Here is a 15,837-nt window from a genome sequence, read left to right on the forward strand (position 1 = left end):
GCGGCCGTGAACAAGCACATCGGCAACATCTTCAACAAGCTGGACCTCCCGGTGGCAACGGAGGGACACCGACGGGTGCTCGCGGTGCTGGCGTATTTGCGGGCCTGACACCACGGGGTGGGCCGGGACTGCTGCCGCCCGCGAACGTGACGTCTACGAAGGCCGAGCGGGCACCGGACCGCGTCGCACGCAACTTCGCCGCTGACGCCCGCAACCTCTCAGGAACCCAAGGGAGTTCACTCCACAGCGTTCCGGGGCCGGCGGTGCCCCTGCGCCCCAACGCCCCTGCGGCTACGCCTCGACGACCGCGCCTCCCGCGCCTTCGAGGGCAGCCGCCAGTTCGTCCGGGCAGGGGCCGTCGGTGATCAGCGTGTCGAAGCCGTCCAGGGCGCACACCCGGTGAACCGCGGTGCGGCCCAACTTGCTCGAGTCGGCGAGGACATACCGATGCCCGGCACCTGCGAGCATGGCCCGCTTCGTCGCGACCTCGTCCAGATGGAAGTCGGTCAGACCATACGGAGCGACGCCACCGGACCCGACGAACACCATGTCCGCCCGCAGGTCGCCGAAGAACTGCACCGTCTGCGCGTTGGAGCAGGCCAGGTCCCCGGGGCGCAGTCGGCCACCACTCACGAGGACCTCGACGCGCGGCCGCGTACTGACCTCCGCCGCCACGAGCAGCGAGGGGGTGGCGATGACACCGACATGGTCCGCGGGCAGCGCGCGGGCCACTTCGAGCGCCGTGGTGCCGACATCGATGACCACGGTCTGATGGGGCGCGATGAGCCTGGCGGCCGCCCGTCCGATGGCCTCCTTCTGCACCGTGAGTGTCCCGGTGCGCTCGCTGAAGGGCGCCTCTTCCCCGACCGGGGCCTGCGAGCCGGTCGCTCCCCCGTGCACCCGTGAGATCTCACCCCGCCCTTCCAGCAGCGCGAGGTCACGGCGGACCGTCTCCCGGGAGACCCCCAGCAGCTCGGTGAGGTCGTCGGTCGTGACGAACTTCTGCCGCCCGATTTCGGCCACGATCCTGCGATGACGCTCCGCAGCGAGCACTCCCCACCTCCGCCTAACTGTGACCGTTTCTGTGGATCTATGACTGCATCCTACGGGCAGACAGTCACCTCCACACACGCGACACCGCCTCACGCCGCCTTTGATCCTCGGCTGGATCACTGACAGGCGGCAGTTTCGGCACCCCACTGCCCTGCATTGCCCCCTTGACGCCGCTCGGGCATTGACCCACACTTACAGTCATTCGCAGGCAACATTCCACACATTCGGTCAACCTGATGCGGCCCCGGCGGTCCCCTGAAGCAGGGATACGAGTCATGGCAGACGCAGCTCCCACCGGGACGACACCAGCCGGTCAAGGTGACGCCGCCCCGCCCCAGCAGATGGCACGCGAACTGGGCTGGTACGCCTCGTTCTCCGTCGCGTTCGGCTTCGTGTCGATCGCCACTGGCATCTTCACCGCGTACGGCTCGGTGCTCGCGACCTCCGGACCGCGCGGCATCTGGGCGTGGCCGATCACGGTGATCGGCCAGCTCTCCATCGCCCTCGTCTTCGGCGCGCTCGCCGCCCGGATCCCGATCAGCGGCTACTCGTACCAGTGGGTGTCGCGCATCGTCGGCCCCGTCTGGGGATGGATCATGGGGTGGATCTCGTTCGCGTTCCTGGGGGTGGTCCTGGTCGCCGTGGACTACACGATCGCCTCGACGATCCTTCCCGAGCTGTTCCAGTACGTCGGCACGGTGCAGAACGCCTGGGTGATCACCGCCGTCGTCGTCCTGCTCCAGTCCGTACTGGTCGCCTCATCGACGCGCACGACGCATCGGGTCAACAACGTGGCCGTGACGGTGCAGCTCATCGGCATGATCGCGCTGACCGTGCTGCTGTTCGTGGTGGGCACCGTCACCGGCAAGCTCGACTTCGGCCACCTCTTCGACACCGCCACCGTCCCCGCGAGCGGCTACTACGCACTCGGCGGTGCCACTGAGGTCGGACCTTTCGCGCTCGCGTTCCTGCTGGGCGCGTTCACCATCGTCGGCTTCGAGTCCGCGGCGAACCTGGCCGAGGAGACCAAGAACCCGGCCCGTGTCATCCCCAAGGCGATGGTCCAAGCGGTGCTCTCGCTCGGCGTCTTGGGGTTTCTCTTCCTGGTGGCCATCACCGCGGCGGCCGGCCGGATCGACGGCGTCGCGGACTCGGCCACCCCCGTGGCCACCGTGATCACGGCGGTGCTCGGATCGGTCGTCGGCAAGATCCTGCTCGTACTGGTCGTGGTCTCGATCTTCTCCTGCGGCCTGGTCATCACCCTCAGCGGCACGCGTCTCGTCTACGCCATGTCGCGTGACGAACGCTTCCCCGGCTGGCGGCTGTTGCGCCGCGTCGACCGGCGGACCACCACCCCGTTGAACGCCTCCGTGTTCATGATGCTGATCGCTCAGATCATCCTGGCGGTGTTCAGCCGGTCCACGGACGCCCTGTTCCAGCTGTTCTCGGCGGGCACCCTGCTGCCCGCGCTGATCTACGCGGGCACCGTCGCGATGTATGCCCTCAAGCGCCGTTCGCTGCCCCCGTCGCAGGGATTCTCGCTGGGCCGCTGGGAGATCCCGGTGCTCGTCGTCGCCGCCGTCTGGCTGGTGTACGAGCTGCTGATCTTCCGCGACGCCTCGTTCCGCGCCCCATGGACGTACGTCCTGATCCTCTTCGCCATCGGTGCCGTCTACCTTGTCGGCCTCCTCGTCCGGCGCGGCCGTGCCGGACTGACCATGCCCGACATGGCCGATGTCGACCGCGCACTGGACAGCACGGATACAGCCGGGCCCGAGCCCACCGGCGCGACCGCGGAAGGGGCCGCCCGATGACCGCGATCCTCGCCATCGACCAAGGCACCTCCGGCACCAAGGCCGTCGTCGTCGACGAGGTGGACGGCGTCATCGCCATCGCCGAGGAGACCCTGCGTCCCGCCTACCTCAGCGGCGGCGGCGTCGAGCAGAACCCCCAGGAACTGCTCGACTCCGTTCTCAACGCCGGACGCCGGGCCGTCCACGACGCGGGCCACCCCATCGCCGCCGTCGCCCTGGCCAACCAGGGCGAGACGGTGCTGGCCTGGGACCCGGCCACCGGCACGCCACTCACCCCGGCGATCGTGTGGCAGGACCGGCGCTCCGAGGAGCTCGTCACCGAACTCGCGGCACACGCCGACCAGTTGAGGGAGCGCACCGGGCTCGTCCTCGACCCGTACTTCTCCGCCCCCAAGATGGCCTGGCTACGCCGCCACCTGACGCGGGACGGCGTGGTGACGACCACCGATACGTGGCTCATCCACCACCTGACCGGGCAGTTCGTCACCGACGCGGCCACTGCCAGCCGTTCCCTCCTCCTCGACCTTGACACGGTCACCTGGGACGAAGAACTCGTCGGCCTGTTCGGCCTGGAGGGCGAACAGCTGCCGCGGATCGCGGCCTGCGACGAGATCGTCGGCACCACCCGCGCCTTCGGTCCCGAAGTACCGGTCGCGGGCATCATCGTCGACCAGCAGGCCGCTCTCGTGGCCGAGGGCTGTCTGGAGCAGGGGATGGCGAAGTGCACGTACGGCACCGGGGCCTTCCTGCTGGCCAACACCGGTACAGAGGCGGTGCGTTCCAGCGCCGGTCTGACGACGTCGGTGGGGTGGCGGGCCCGCGGTGAGACCCCGTACTGCATAGACGGTCAGGTCTACACGGTCGCGTCCGCGGTGCGATGGCTCAGGGACCTCGGCCTCCTCCAGTCGGTGAACGACCTGGACTCCGTGGTCGCGACGGACGCCGAGGGAGTGCTGTGCGTGCCCGCGTTCGCCGGTCTGGCCGCCCCCTGGTGGGCTCCTGAAGCGACGGCCGCGCTGACCGGCATGACGCTGTCCACGCGCCGCGAACACCTCGTACTCGCCGTACTCCAGGGCATCGCCGCGCAGGTCGCGGAGTTGGGCACCCGGGTCGGCGCCGACGTGGGCCGTCCCCTGACGCGGCTGCGCGCCGACGGTGGACTCACCCATTCCGCGGCTCTGATGCAGGCGCAGGCGGACATCGCTCAACTCCCCGTCGACATCTATCCGCACGCCCACGCCACCCCGCTGGGCGCGGCCGCCCTGGCCCGCTGCGCCCTCGATTCCTCGCTCAGCCTCAAGGAGGCCGTCGGCGACTGGCAGCCGACCACCGTTTACGAACCGAGGTGGTCCGCCGATCGGGCCGCAGAGTTCCGCACCACATGGGCGCAGGCCGCAACTGCCTGCGCCGCCAAGGGAGAACACGCATGACCCGCACACCCCACCGCCCCCAGGACGGCGTCCATGACATCGCCGTGATCGGCGGCGGAATCGTCGGCGCCGCCATCGCCCGAGACCTGTCCGGCCACGACGTCTCGGTCGTCCTGATCGAGGCACGTGACGATGTGGGGGACGGCACCAGCAAGGCCAACACCGCGATCCTGCACACCGGTTTCGACGCCAAGCCGGGCACCCTCGAATCACGTCTGGTCTCCCGCGGCTACCACCTGCTCAGCGAGTACGCGAAGGCCACCGGCATCCCCGTCGAGCACACCGGCGCCATTCTCGTGGCCTGGAACGACGAGGAACTGGCAGCCCTGCCCGGCCTGAAGAAGAAAGCCGAGGACAACGGCTACGAGCACTGCGGCATCGTCGACGCCGACGAGGTCCACCGCCTCCTGCCCGACCTCGGCGAGGGCGCGCTCGGCGGCCTGACCGTCCCGGACGAGTCCATCATCTGCACCTGGACGACGAACCTCGCCCTGGCCACCGATGCCAAGCGGCGCGGCACCACCATCCTGCTGGAACACCGGGTGACCGGCATCGACCAGGACACGGAGACGACCACACTGCACACCTCGGCCGGTGATGTGCGCGCCCGCTGGGTCGTCAACGCGGCAGGCCTGGGCGCCGACCACATCGACCGCCTCTTCGGTCACGACCGCTTCACTGTCACCCCGCGCCGCGGCGAGCTGTTCGTCTTCGACAAGCTCGCCCGCCCCATGGTCAACAAGATCGTGCTGCCGGTGCCCAGCTCCCGCGGCAAGGGCGTGCTCATCTCGCCCACCATCTACGGCAACGTCATGCTCGGCCCGACCGCCGAGGACCTGGAGGACCGGACGGACACCGCCACCTCCGAAAACGGTTACGACTTCCTCCTCACCAAGGGCGAACGCCTGATGCCGCGCCTGCTGTCGGAGGAGGTCACCGCCAGTTACGCGGGTCTGCGCGCGGCCATCGACCACCCCGACTACCTGATCGAGGCCACGCCCGAGCAGCGGTACCTCCTGGTCGGCGGCATCCGCTCCACCGGACTGACCGCGGGCATCGCCATCGCCGAACACTGCCTCACCGTCCTCAAGGACGCGGGTCTCGCACTGGCCCCGCGCGGCGACCTCCCGGCCCCGCCGCAGATGCCGAACATCGGCGAGGCCGCACAACGCCCTTACCAGGACGCGGAGTTGATCGCCCGTGATCCCGCATACGGCAGCATCGTCTGCTTCTGCGAGCGCGTCACCGAGGGCGAGATCCGGGACGCCTGCCACGCCACCGTGCCCGCCCGCGACCTGGAGGGGCTGCGCCGCCGCACGCGCGCCATGAACGGTCGTTGCCAGGGCTTCTTCTGCGGCGCCGCCGTGGCCGCCCTGCAAGACAAGCACCGCTCCAGCGACGACACGAACAAGACCGACAGCTGCACCGGTTGCGCCGGCCGGCACAAGGACGCCTGATGAACACCCAGCCCCCCACCCTCACCCCCGACGTCCTCATCATCGGCGCCGGACCGGCAGGTCTGACCGCCGCCGCGGGACTCAAGCGCCAGGGCACCAAAGACGTCATGGTCGTCGACCGCGAGGAGAGCGCCGGCGGCATCCCCCGCCACAGCGACCACACCGGTTACGGTCTGCGCGACCTGCGCCGCGTGCTGACCGGCCCCGCCTACGCGCGTCTTCTCGTGCGCCGGGCCACCGAGGCCGGCGCCGACATCCGTACGCGCACCATGGTCACCGGCTGGGCCGATGACACCACCGACCACCTCACGGTGGATGTCACGAGCCCCGAGGGTCGCTACCAGATCCGGCCCCGCGCCATGGTGCTGGCCACCGGGGCCCGCGAACGCCCCCGCACCGCCCGCCGTGTCCCCGGCGACCGGCCGCATGGTGTCTACACCACCGGGCAGCTCCAGAACCTCGTCCACCTCCACCACCAAGAGGTGGGCAGGCGCGCGGTGATCGTCGGCGGTGAACTCGTCAGCTGGTCCGCCGCGTTGACCCTGCGCGAGGCGGGCTGCACCCCCGCTCTCATGGTCAGCCAGTACCAAAAGGCGGAATCCTACGGCGCCTTCAACGCGGCGGGGCGCACCGTCCTGCGCGTTCCGGTCGCAACCCGCAGCCGCGTCACCCGCATCATCGGCAAGGGCCGCTTGCAGGCCGTCGAGATCGAACACCTCGACACCGGCAAGCGCCGGACCGTCGACTGCGACACCGTCGTGTTCACCGGCGACTGGATCCCCGACCACGAACTCGCCCGCACCGGTGGCATCGCGCTCGACGAAGGAACTCTCGGCCCGCTGACCGACACCGCGCTGCGCACCAGCCGCCCGGGCGTCTTCGCGGCCGGAAATCTCCTGCACCCGGTCGACACCGCGGACATCGCGGCCCTGGACGGCAAGCACGTCGCCGAGCAGGTTCTCCACCACCTGCACAGCAGCCGGCCGCTCGACGACGGTGTCCGCCTGATCGCCGACGCCCCCTTCCGCTGGGTCGCGCCGCAGATCCTGCGCCAGGGCGACCCGGCCCCGGCGCGCGATCGCCTCCTGCTGTGGACGGACACCTTCGTGCGCTTCCCGAAGGTGACCGTCCGCCAGGACGGCCGGACCGTCGCGCAGAAGAAGCTGGCCTGGCCGGCGGCCCCCGGACGCGTCTTCCGCATCCCCTCCAGCGTGCTCGCCGAGGTGTCCCCCACCGGTGGCCCGGTACACATCGGCCTCAGCTGATCACACCGAACGACCAAGGTCTCCCCAGGCACCAACCACCCGGGGAGACCACCGCTTTCCCCGAGCGGTCGACCTGTCGACCTCAGTCGGCTTCGTGCAGGATCCCGTCAAGGAAGCCGGACAGCTGCTCAGTGGCGTCCAACGGCAGGATGTGGGCGACGTACTGGTCGGGGCGGACCAGCACCATGCAACCCTGGTCCCGGTCGATTCCACGCAGGTCGAAGACGTCACCCTGCTGCGGGTCGGGACAGAAGGCCTTCTCGTGGTCCGTCAGGGCCAAGCGGCCCTTGCGGGGGCGCAGCACCGCAGGCAGCGCGGTCGGCTCGAGGGTGCGGTGCGGCTGCTGCAGGATCGCGCGGACGTCGAGGACCGCATCCGGTTCGGCGCCCGCGGGGGTGAAGCGGGCCAGCGGGGAGGCAGCGGAGGCGAGATGGTCGCAGAGCCGGCGGAACGGCCCGTCGGCGGCCTGCGGTCCCACCCGGTCGGCGAAGAGGTACAGCCGCCAGGCGCCGTCGGCCCGGGCAGCGTGCCCCAGCTGTACGGGCCGGGCATCGGCGAGCCGCACCACCGGCGCGGAGTGGAAACGCATCCCGATCGGGAAGCCCTTCGCGAGGTGCTGGTGCTCGCCGGTTCCCGTGATCATCGAGGGCTCGTAGCGGACGGAAAGGCCTGCGGTGTAGCGGCCCTGGGCCAGGAAGTAGTCGGCGAACTGCTCCTCGTCGGCCTTCGATGTGACTCCGGGGGTGCCCGCGCCCGCGGCCATTTTGGAGGCGAAGTCGCGGTCGAAGTCGATGAGGTCCTGGGCGACCTGCTGCCGCTCGCCGGAGTAGGTGTGCAGCAGCTCGGGAGCGGCCGTGCCGGTCAGCACAGCGGCGAGCTTCCAGCCGAGGTTGAAGGCGTCGGCCATCGACACGTTCATGCCCTGCCCCGCCTTGGCGCTGTGGGTGTGGCAGGCATCGCCCGCGATGAAGACGCGGGGCAGCCGGTCGGCCGTCTCGGCTTCCGGCACGTCGTCGAACTTCGCGCACAGCCGCTGGCCGACCTCGTACACCGCCCACCAGCCGACGTCCTTCACGTCGACCCTGTAGGGCCGCAGGATCCGGTTCGCGGCCGCTGCCAGGACCTCGGGGGTGACGGCACGCTCCCGCAACAGATCCCCGTACCGCTCCGCGTCCAGCTCGATGTAGAGCCGCACCAGATAGCCGCCCTCGCGCGGAATGATCAGTAGCGCCCCCGCCTCGGACTGGACCACGGACTTCAGCCGGATGTCGGGGAAGTCGGTGTCCACCAGGACGTCCAGGACGCCCCAGGTCTGGTTCAGCGCGTCGCCCTCGAGCCGGCGGCCGATCGCGGTGCGCACCGCGCTGCGCGCACCGTCGCAGCCCACCACGTACTTGGCGCGCACCGTGGACGTGCCGCCGGAGTGCTCCAGGGTCACGGCGACCGGATACTCCCCCGGGTCCTGCCCTGCGTCCGCGCCATCGGTGATTTCCACCGCGCTCACCTGCAGCCCGTAGTGCGGGGCGAGGCGGGCGGCCGAACTTGCCATCTGCTCGCGCAGGAAGTCCAGCAGGCGGGCCTGGTTGACGATCAGATGCGGCATCTCGGAGATGCCGTCCTCGACGTCCTGGATTCGTCCGGTGCGGACGATCGCGGAGCGGTCGGTGGGGTCGGGCTTCCAGAAGGTCACCTCGTTGACCTGGTAGGCCTCCTTCTTCAGCCGCTCGGCCAGGCCGAAGGCCTCGAACATCTCCACGGTGCGGCAGGCGACCCCGTCGGCCTGTCCCACCTGCAGCGGCCCGTCCTTGCGGTCCACCACCACGGTCCGGATCCCGGGGAAGGCGGCCAGTTGCGCCGCCAGGACCAGGCCGGCCGGACCGCAGCCGACGATCAGTACGTCGGCGGTCTCGGGCAGGCCGGCCTCCGGGTCCTGGGCAGCGGGATGCGCCTCCTTCACCGAGGGGTCGCCGGGACGGTATCCGTCGAGATGGAACTGCACGATGTGAACTCCTGGACAGACGGGGCGGGCGGGATGACCACGATTCTCCGCACGTCCCACAATGAGGGATAGACTTTTCTGGTATGCAGAACAAACCCGCCTACGCCGTCGGCTCCGTCGACTCCGCCCTGCTGCTGGCGATCGTGCTGCGCCAGGAAGGCCCGATGCGGGTCACCGACGCCGCGCAGCGGGTCGGGGTGTCCGTCTCGACCGCGCACCGGCTGCTCTCCACGCTCGTGCACCGCGACTTCGCCGTGCAGCTGCCCGACCGCCGCTATGACGCAGGACCGCAACTGGGCCAGGCCCGCTCCCGGGCGCCCGTGGCCCGGCTGCGCGAGGCCGCCCTCCCGCAGCTGCGCGCGCTGCGGGACCACTGGCACGAGACCGCCAACCTTCTGCTGCTGGACGAAGAGGGCACCGGGGTCCGCTTCCTTGCCACCGAGGAGGCCGACCAGGTGCTCCGCGTCGGCGACCGCACCGGGCGCATCCTGCCCGCCTACGCCGCCTCCGGCGGCCGTGCCCTGCTCGCCCGGTACGACGACGCCGCCGTGGAAGCGGTCCTGGAGCGCTGCGGCCTCGACCCGGACCAGCGCGTCGTCCACCGGCGTGCCATCCAACGCGCTCGGCGCGAGGGCCACGCCCTCAACCAGGAGGCCACCGAGACCGGCCTCACGGCGCTGGGCGTCGCCCTGCCCACCGGCACGGCCGGCTACCCACCCGCCGCGATCTCGCTGTCCATCCCGTCGGCCCGCTGGTCCCGAACGCTCCTGCCCTCCTTGTCGACCGCACTCAAGTCCGCCGCAGCCCGCATCGCCGCCGGCTGAACCGGCTGCTGGACCAGCTGCTGAACCGGCTGCTGAACCGGCCCGGATGAGTTGTCGGAACCCGGATCGTCATGCTGGAAAGGTATGGCGGCGAAGGCCGCGGCGACGCGAGCGATGATGGCGCGGGTCTGTGGCTGGTGGGCAATCCAGGTGGGGAGGCGGAACTCCGGCTCGGCCAGGGGATGCCAGGTCCAGCCCGGCAGAAGGCGGTGGGCGCTGGGGCGGGTCAGCAGGGCTGCCGCCGCCTCGCCGGCGGTCGCGCAGGCCAGGGCGTTCTCGGTGAACCATGCAAAGATCCATTGGGGTTGGACTCCGCAGGCCGCCGCCGCGCCGAGTATCTGGTCGTGCTCCTCGGTGACCTGCTCGCGACTGTGGACAAGGACACGTACATCGTCCAGATCCTCAAGCCGGCATACGGTACGTGCCGCGAGGGGATGTCCGGGGTGGACGGCAAGGCCGATCCGCTGCTCGTACAGAAGCCGGGCGGTGAGCTGGGCGGGCGGACGCTGGTGGACCAGGGCGAGGTCGAGGTGGCCCTCGCGCAGCATGCGCAGCTGGCCGGTGCTGTTGGCGTCGGTGAGGACGAGTTCGGCCTCGGGGACCGTCTCGCGGAGCGAGGCCAGGACCCGGGTGAGCCATGGCGTCGGTGTGCCGGGCGGCAGTCCCGTACGGACGGATTCGCGGACCGGCCCGGCGGAGTGGACGACCTCGCGGGTGGTGTCGGCCAGACGCAACAGGAGCCGGGCGTGTCCGTAGAGAGCCTGGCCGGCAGCGGTCGGACTGACGCCCTGGGGCAGGCGCTCGAACAGCGCGGCGTCCAGGGAGCGTTCGAGCTGGCGCAGCTGACGGGTGAGCGCAGGCTGCGAGATGCACAGGTGCTCGGCTGCCCGTGAAACGGAGCGCTGCTCGAAGATCACAGTGAAGTAGTGCAGCTGCCGCAGATCCATCGCCATACCTTCAAGGTATATCCCCTCTGTCCAGTTGATATTGGCGCTCCCGCCCGGCCGCGGTGCCTACTGGTCGCGGTGCCTCCTGTTGCGGACGGCGCCCATACTGAGTGGAGAAGGTGGACGAGGACGATGAGTTCGACGGACATGGGCCGACCGGTGGCGCCGAGCGTCGGCCGTTCCCAACAGGACGCGGACGGCCGCGGCGACTACGACGTGGTCGTTGTCGGTGGTGGCGCGGGCGGCGTCGGGGCGGCGGTCGGCGCGGCGCAGAGCGGGGCGAAGGTGCTGTTGGTCGAGAAGTACCCGTTCCTGGGCGGGGCAGCCACGATCAGTTCCGTGCTGTCTCTGTGCGGCATCTTCGACCAGCGCGGCGAGAAGGTCGTGGCCGGTGTGACCGATCAACTCCTGGACCGGCTGCGTGAACACGGCGCCTACCGCGAGAAGACCATGGGCTGGACCGGCAACCGCATCGTCCTGCTGGACGCCGAGACGACCAAGCTCGCCTACGACGAGGTCACGGCGGCCGCCGGGGTGGACGTCCGCCTGCACTCCACGCTGATCGGCGCGGAGCGGCTCGGGGACCGCGTCACCGCCCTCGAACTTCACCACCGCGGCGGGCGCGAGACGGTTCGCGCCGCGGCGTTCGTCGACGGCAGCGGGGACGGCGCGCTGCTCGCCGAGGCGGGTGCCGAGTTCAGGGTGGAGCCCGTCGAACGGCGTCAGACCAGCTCGCTGGTGTGCCGGTTCGGCGGCGTCGCCGAGGACGCGGACCTGTCCCGCGAAGGCACCCGGACCGCGGTAGCCGAGTACGCCACATCCGGCGGCGTCCAACTCCCGCGCGATTACGGGATCATGGTGCGACTGCCGATCACCGGCGAGATCATGGCGATCCTGGTGGACGAGCAGGTCGACGCACTGGACGCGGCGGCCCTGAGCCGCGACGAGGCCGGCGGACGCCGCCAGTCACGGCAGTATCTGGAGGCGCTGCGCAAGCATCTTCCGGGCTGGTCAGGCGCCCATCTGATCGAGACCGGGCCCCAGATGGGCATCCGCGAGACCCGCCACTTGGTGGGCCGCGCGAGCCTGACCGCCGAAGACGTTCTCACCTCGCGCAAGCAGCCGGACGAGTCGATCGCCCGCTGCGGCTGGCCCGTCGAGGACCACGCCGGCCGCGGCGTCACCCGCTACGCGCCGCTCGCCGAACAGAGCTGGTACGACGTGCCGTACGGCGCGATCTGCTCGTCCGATACGGACAACCTCTGGGCGGTGGGTCGCCTGACCAGTGCCCAGGCCGACGCATACGCGTCGGTGCGGGTCATGGGAACCGCCCTGGCCACCGGGCACGCGGCGGGCGTCGCCGCGGCCCAGTACGCCTCCGGCCGCCCGCACGACCTGCCCGCGATCCGAGCCGAACTGCGCGGCCAGGGCGCGATCGTCTGAACCGGCCCACCTCATGCCACCGGCGGCCCGCCCGCCACGCCTCGCCTCTCGCCTCGCCAGGACCGGGCCCACTTGTCTGTGCCGGGTCCTCCGTAACCTCTCCTGGCCTGCTCCTTCCGTAGTCCCTCTTGCCGATATCGGAGTCTCGACGATGAGTTCCGCTTCTTCTGCCCCGCCTCGCCCTGGCACGGCCGCGCCCTCCCGCTACCGCTGGGTCGTGCTCCTGCTGTGCTGGGCCGGGTTCACCATGACGTCCGTCGACCGCTCGACCTGGGGGCCCGCCTCAGCAGCCGTCAGCGAGTCCTGGGGAGTTCCACTTTCCGCCCTCGGGATCTTCGCCACCTGCTACTTCATCGGCTACGCGGTCTCCAACGCCATTGGTGGATTCCTGACCGACTGGGTCGGCAGCCGCCTTGTGCTCGGCGTCAGCCTGCTGGCCTCCGGCTCGCTCATGGTGGCGTTCGGCTCCACCTCTTCCGTCCCGGTCGGGTTGGCGGTGCAGGCGGCGATCGGGCTGTTCGCCGGGGTGGAATTCTCCGCCGGCATGAAGCTGATCACGACCTGGATGCCCGCCCAGGAGATCGGCCGCGCCAGCGGCATCTTCATGACTGCGACGTCGCTGGGCACCGTCGTCGCCAACGCGGTGGTGCCCACCCTGTCCAGCAGCGCCGGCTGGGGCGCCTCGTACCACTTCTTCGGCTCCGTGACCGTGGTGCTGGCCGTGCTGTGCGCGGTGTTCCTGCGCAACGGCCCCGTCACGGCCGAGCCGGACATGCCGACCGAACAGAGCGTCCGCAGACGGGTGTTGCCCGACATCAGGCCGCTGGCCCGCAATCGGGACCTGCTCCTGCTCGGTGCCGCCGGATTCGGCGGCCTGTGGGGTACGTACGGCTTCGTCACCTGGTCAAACACGCTGATGATCAAGGGAAGCGGAATCGGTCCCGTGGACGCGGGGATCGTCGTCGTGATCTTCTCGTCGATCGCGGTCGTCGTGAAGCCGCTCATGGGATGGGCCACCGACCGACTCGGCTATGGAATGCGCCTGCCGACCATGGCGATCCTGCTGCTCTTCAGCGCCACCCTGCTGGTCTTCGGCTCGCTGCACAGCTACGCGTTGTTCCTCCTCGTCGCACCCCTCCTGGGTATCGGCGCCTATGCCTACTCCGCACTCACCGCCGCGATGATCCCCGCCCTGTCCGGCAAAAGGCTGGCGGGTTCGGCAGCGGGAGCCTGCAACGCCGTCTGGCAGCTCGGCAGTGTCACCGTCCCGGCGGTCATCGGCCCGGTGTTCAGCGCGACGGGCTCGTTCGGTGCGGCCTTCGCCGTCCTCGCCGTCGGCCCGTTCCTCGGGGCGGTGGTGCTGCTGGGCGTTCGCGACGACCGACCTGGTCACACGGCACGGACGAGCGAGTTCTCGGCCAACAAGGACGCTCACGCTTCAGGACCATCTGGCCACTTTTCGCGACGTTGATCAGTCCGGACTCGGCCGCCCGCCCAGCCAGAGGGAGCACACCACCCTTGCGCAGCACTGCTCCCCTGAGCGATCAGGACGGGGCAGAACCGCCATCAACTGCCGTGCGCTGACGCCTGTAGTGGCGAGCCGCCCGGGCGCGGTTTCCGCATGACGGCTTGCACCACTCCTGCCGACCGTGGCTCTTGACGAAGTAGCGGACGCAGCGGGGCGCGGTGCAGGACCGCAACTGTGTGCGCTGCGGGCCACTGAGAAAGTCGATGGAGGCCCGGGCCAGGGCCGCGACAAGCCGAACGTGCGGATCATTCTCCGCCGACAGCAGTCGGGCGGTCGGGATTCCTTCGACGGGCCAGTCGATCTGCGGGGCGACCGGTTCCCGCGCGGCAGCCGCATTGATGTGGGCTGTCGCCTGGTCGGCGGCCATCAGGCGATGGGCGTCCGCCGGGCTGGGGGGAGCGGGACTGACCACTCGGGCGAACAGGGCCCGGACTGCCTGGCGAAGCTCGACGATCCCGAGCCTGAGGTCTTCATCCGCCGCGAGCTTCCCAGCCGGAATGTGACCGGCCAGCAGATCCCCCTGCTCTTGGATCCAGAGCGTTGTTCCCTCGACCGTGGCGAGGTCGTCGGCGACGCCGCCATCTCCGTCGTGGCGAATCGTGCTCGCCAGTTCCAAGGCCAGCCAGCGCTCCACAACGCATCCCCTTCCCTCTCGGTGCCCGGTCGTCAACCACTTGAACACATCCCTGCACACACCCTAAGGTTCCTAACGGAAAATTGAAAACTTCCGTTAGGTGGCTGGGTGCGACACCCGCCCCGACACACGAGGAGACTGCGAAATGACGCTGCTCGCGCACATCAGCGACCTGCACCTGGACGGCAGCCAGAGGGCGACCCGCCGCGCCACCCGCGTCATGGACTACTTGCGAGCCCTGCCCCACCCGGTCGACGCACTCCTGGTCACCGGGGACATTGCCGACCACGGAGAGGAGGCCGAGTACGAGGAGGCAGCCCAGCTCCTGACCGCCCCCTTCCCCGTGCTCACCTGCCCCGGGAACCATGACGCGCGACCGGCCTACCGCAAGGTCCTGCTCGGAGAGGCACCGGAACACGGCCCCGTCAATCAGGCCCACCACATCGCCGGCACCACCATCCTGATGTGCGACTCCACCATCCCCGGCCGCGACGAGGGACGCCTCGACGCCCAAACACTCGCCTGGATCGACACCACCCTCACTGCCCGGACGCAGGACACCCCGGCCCTGATCGCCTTCCACCAGCCGCCGGTCGAGCTCCATCACCCCCTGCCCGACTCCGGCATGCTCGAAGAGCCCGGACAACTGGCCGACTTGCTCGACGCGCACCCGCAGGTCGCCGCCGTCCTCACGGGCCACGCCCACACCGCGGCCGCCTCGACCTTCGCCGCGCGTCCGCTGATCGTCGGACCGGCCATCACCTGGACCCTGCGCATGCCCTGGGAGAGCGATCAGGCCGCAGACCGCGACCAGCCGCCCGGCCTTGCGTTCCACATCCTGTCCGACGACCGGCGCCTGACCACCCACTACCGCGTCGTGCTCTGATCCCCTCGCACGATCGGGAGGCAGTGGTCCATCCCTACGCCGTCGTGCGCCCCCGCAATCGCGAGGGACTATTCGACGGTGCGTGAAAGGATGCCGAGCGTCGCTCGCAGACCGGCCTCCGGGATCACCGGGAAGACCCCCGCCTCGCGGTACTTGTCGTCGATCTGGCTCCAGTCGTAGTACGACGTGACGGCCGTGCCTGAACCATGGGGTTCGAGACGGTATCCGTAGAGGTGACGGATGGGCGGCTGGATGGTGCCCGAGATCGTCCATTCCAGGAGGGCATCGCGTTCGTAGCGTGTGATGATCACGGTCACGTCATAGCGGCCCATGGGCAGGTCCCCCAACGCCTCCCGGTCCATGTGGACAACGAACTCGTCCCCGACCGCCCCCACGGGACCGCCCTCCGCGGACTGCAGCATCCCGGAGCTGTCGATGCTCACATGCCCCTGCGGCGACCGCAGCACATCAAAGATCGCAGAGGGGGACGCGGTGATCTGACGCGTGACTTCAAACCGTTCTGTCGTCATACCACCACCCTTGCACGCCTGCCTCAC

General features: G+C 70.0%; 13 protein-coding genes and 1 pseudogene. 9 read left to right on the forward strand and 5 right to left on the reverse strand.

What is annotated here, in order from left to right; genetic code table 11:
• Positions 1-108, forward strand: a pseudogene (locus ABT004_RS14130) (DNA-binding response regulator); the annotation flags it as partial.
• Positions 109-291: 183 nt separating this feature from the next.
• Here ABT004_RS14130 and ABT004_RS14135 read toward each other — a convergent pair.
• Positions 292-1,053, reverse strand: coding sequence for a DeoR/GlpR family DNA-binding transcription regulator (locus ABT004_RS14135; protein ID WP_351335644.1), 762 nt, complete (start codon positions 1,051-1,053; stop codon positions 292-294).
• 275 nt (positions 1,054-1,328) lie between these two features.
• On the opposite strand from ABT004_RS14135, the gene ABT004_RS14140 reads away from it, so the two are divergent.
• The 4 genes from ABT004_RS14140 to ABT004_RS14155 are packed head-to-tail and all read left to right on the forward strand — an operon-like array spanning position 1,329 to position 7,019.
• Positions 1,329-2,867 (forward strand): APC family permease, encoded by a 1,539-nt coding sequence (locus ABT004_RS14140; protein ID WP_351335647.1) that lies wholly within the window; start codon positions 1,329-1,331, stop codon positions 2,865-2,867.
• The gene (locus ABT004_RS14145) at positions 2,864-4,297 is read left to right on the forward strand and encodes an FGGY family carbohydrate kinase (RefSeq protein ID WP_351335649.1); all 1,434 of its coding nucleotides are present in this window, start codon (positions 2,864-2,866) and stop codon (positions 4,295-4,297) included. The genes ABT004_RS14140 and ABT004_RS14145 overlap by 4 nt, the downstream gene beginning before the upstream one ends.
• On the forward strand, positions 4,294-5,754 hold the full coding sequence (locus ABT004_RS14150) for an NAD(P)/FAD-dependent oxidoreductase (protein ID WP_351335652.1): 1,461 nt from the start codon (positions 4,294-4,296) through the stop codon (positions 5,752-5,754). Before ABT004_RS14145 ends, ABT004_RS14150 begins: the two co-directional genes overlap by 4 nt.
• The gene (locus ABT004_RS14155) at positions 5,754-7,019 is read left to right on the forward strand and encodes an NAD(P)/FAD-dependent oxidoreductase (protein ID WP_351335654.1); all 1,266 of its coding nucleotides are present in this window, start codon (positions 5,754-5,756) and stop codon (positions 7,017-7,019) included. The genes ABT004_RS14150 and ABT004_RS14155 overlap by 1 nt, the downstream gene beginning before the upstream one ends.
• Before the next feature lie 82 nt (positions 7,020-7,101).
• On the opposite strand, the gene ABT004_RS14160 is transcribed toward ABT004_RS14155, so the two are convergent.
• Positions 7,102-9,018: an FAD-dependent monooxygenase gene (locus ABT004_RS14160; protein ID WP_351335657.1), complete on the reverse strand. Its 1,917-nt coding sequence runs from the start codon at positions 9,016-9,018 to the stop codon at positions 7,102-7,104.
• A gap of 83 nt (positions 9,019-9,101) precedes the next feature.
• Here ABT004_RS14160 and ABT004_RS14165 point away from each other — a divergent pair, with 83 nt between their 5' ends.
• Complete coding sequence (locus ABT004_RS14165; RefSeq protein WP_351335660.1) at positions 9,102-9,842, forward strand: IclR family transcriptional regulator; 741 nt, start codon at positions 9,102-9,104, stop codon at positions 9,840-9,842.
• Here ABT004_RS14165 and ABT004_RS14170 read toward each other — a convergent pair.
• The gene (locus ABT004_RS14170; RefSeq protein ID WP_351335663.1) at positions 9,728-10,795 is read right to left on the reverse strand and encodes a LysR family transcriptional regulator; all 1,068 of its coding nucleotides are present in this window, start codon (positions 10,793-10,795) and stop codon (positions 9,728-9,730) included. The genes ABT004_RS14165 and ABT004_RS14170 overlap by 115 nt on opposite strands.
• Positions 10,796-10,921: 126 nt before the next feature.
• Between ABT004_RS14170 and ABT004_RS14175 the strand changes: the two genes are divergently transcribed.
• Entirely contained in the window at positions 10,922-12,232 is a 1,311-nt protein-coding gene (locus ABT004_RS14175) for an FAD-dependent oxidoreductase (RefSeq protein WP_351335664.1), read from the forward strand.
• A gap of 151 nt (positions 12,233-12,383) precedes the next feature.
• Positions 12,384-13,703 (forward strand): MFS transporter, encoded by a 1,320-nt coding sequence (locus ABT004_RS14180; protein WP_351335667.1) that lies wholly within the window; start codon positions 12,384-12,386, stop codon positions 13,701-13,703.
• 73 nt (positions 13,704-13,776) lie between these two features.
• On the opposite strand, the gene ABT004_RS14185 is transcribed toward ABT004_RS14180, so the two are convergent.
• Entirely contained in the window at positions 13,777-14,394 is a 618-nt protein-coding gene (locus tag ABT004_RS14185; protein ID WP_351335669.1) for a CGNR zinc finger domain-containing protein, read from the reverse strand.
• A gap of 145 nt (positions 14,395-14,539) precedes the next feature.
• On the opposite strand from ABT004_RS14185, the gene ABT004_RS14190 reads away from it, so the two are divergent.
• A complete protein-coding gene (locus tag ABT004_RS14190) occupies positions 14,540-15,280 on the forward strand; it encodes a metallophosphoesterase (protein WP_351335672.1) in 741 nt (246 codons plus the stop codon).
• Between the two features lie 68 nt (positions 15,281-15,348).
• On the opposite strand, the gene ABT004_RS14195 is transcribed toward ABT004_RS14190, so the two are convergent.
• The gene (locus ABT004_RS14195; protein WP_351335673.1) at positions 15,349-15,810 is read right to left on the reverse strand and encodes an SRPBCC family protein; all 462 of its coding nucleotides are present in this window, start codon (positions 15,808-15,810) and stop codon (positions 15,349-15,351) included.
• Between the last annotated feature and the right edge of the window lie 27 nt (positions 15,811-15,837).

Origin of the sequence: Streptomyces sp. NPDC002790 (genome assembly GCF_040295505.1) — a bacterium.
In the GTDB taxonomy this organism is placed as follows: Bacteria; Actinomycetota; Actinomycetes; order Streptomycetales; family Streptomycetaceae; genus Streptomyces.